Source organism: Streptomyces sp. SID11385 (assembly GCF_010548245.1).
Taxonomy (GTDB): domain Bacteria; phylum Actinomycetota; class Actinomycetes; order Streptomycetales; family Streptomycetaceae; genus Streptomyces.
On sequence record NZ_JAAGLR010000674.1, the window covers coordinates 1 to 1189 of the forward strand.

General features: G+C 76.3%; 1 protein-coding gene. It reads left to right on the plus strand.

Annotation, left to right across the window (positions count from 1 at the left end):
- Positions 1 to 379 precede the first annotated feature (379 nt).
- Positions 380 to 1030 carry a DUF4291 domain-containing protein gene (locus tag G3I42_RS20505; RefSeq protein WP_164287987.1) on the plus strand — a complete coding sequence of 217 codons (651 nt, stop codon included), beginning with the start codon at positions 380 to 382 and terminating at the stop codon, positions 1028 to 1030.
- The last annotated feature ends 159 nt before the right edge of the window (positions 1031 to 1189 follow it).

The window sequence follows — 1189 nt, forward strand, 5'->3', positions numbered from 1 at the left end:
GGCGGCGACGGCGAGGACGAGCGGCAGCGCGCCGAGCAGGCCGCGCACCATGGCGCCGCGCGGCACGGGCACGCGCGGGACGTGCAGGGCGTGGGCGAGCCAGGCGGGCAGGGGGCGGTGGCGGAGGTGCTGGCGGCGGAATCCGCGTGCGGGCAAGTTCACTCCCGTCGGCAGGTGTGGGGGTCGCGCGGTACGTACGCGCGAGTGCCTGCGGACGGCAGTGGCCGTGGCTGTGCTCGTACAAGGGTACGGGAGGGGCGAGGTGCGGAGGAAACGGGCGGGTTACGGGGGTGTGGCGGGTCCGTACGGCGGCGCGCGGCGGCCCGTGCGGCGGTGAAATCGCCTGGCGCGCCGGTCGGCGGGCCGTCAGGCTCACCGTATGGAGAGTGCCGAACACCCCGGGACCGCGCGGACCGTCCCCCGCCACGAGATACGCGCGCTGCACACGGCGGACACGCTCACCGTGTACCAGGCGTACCGGCCCTCGCTCGGGGGGCCCGCCGCGCGCGACGGGCGGTTTCCGCGGGAGTGGGGGCGGGGGCGCATGACGTGGGTCAAGCCGTCGTTCCTGTGGATGATGTACCGCTGCGGGTGGGGGACGAAGGAGGGGCAGGAGACGGTGCTCGCGGTGGAGATCGCGCGGGAGGGCTTCCTGTGGGCCCTGCGGCACGCGACGCTCTCGCACTACGAGCGCGGCGTGCACGGGGACCGGGCGCAGTGGCAGTGGTCGCTGCGGCGAGCGCCGGCGCGCGTGCAGTGGGACCCCGAGCGGGACCTGAACGCGCGAGCTCTGGAGCACCGCTCGCTGCAGCTGGGGCTGTCGGGCGAGGCGAGCCGCCGGTACGCGGACGAATGGATCGTCGCGATACGGGACGTGACGCCGCTCGCCCGGCGGACGCACGCGCTCGTGCGGGCGGGGCGGCTCGACGCGGCGCGGGCACTGCTGCCCGTCGAGCGGCCGTACGAGGTGCCCGCCGACGCGCTGGCGGGACTGCTGCCGGTGGCGGGCGTGCCGGAGGGGGCCGCGTGAGGGATCTGGCGGGGCGCGCGGAGCGCAACTTCGTGGCGCACGCCTGTCACCTGCACCGCGCTCACGCGGGGCGGTCGGTGAGTGTGCCGCCGGGCGGGGAGGTGCACGTCGCGGACAGCGGGCTCGACGACGACACGTTCAACGTCGTGGCGGGCGCGC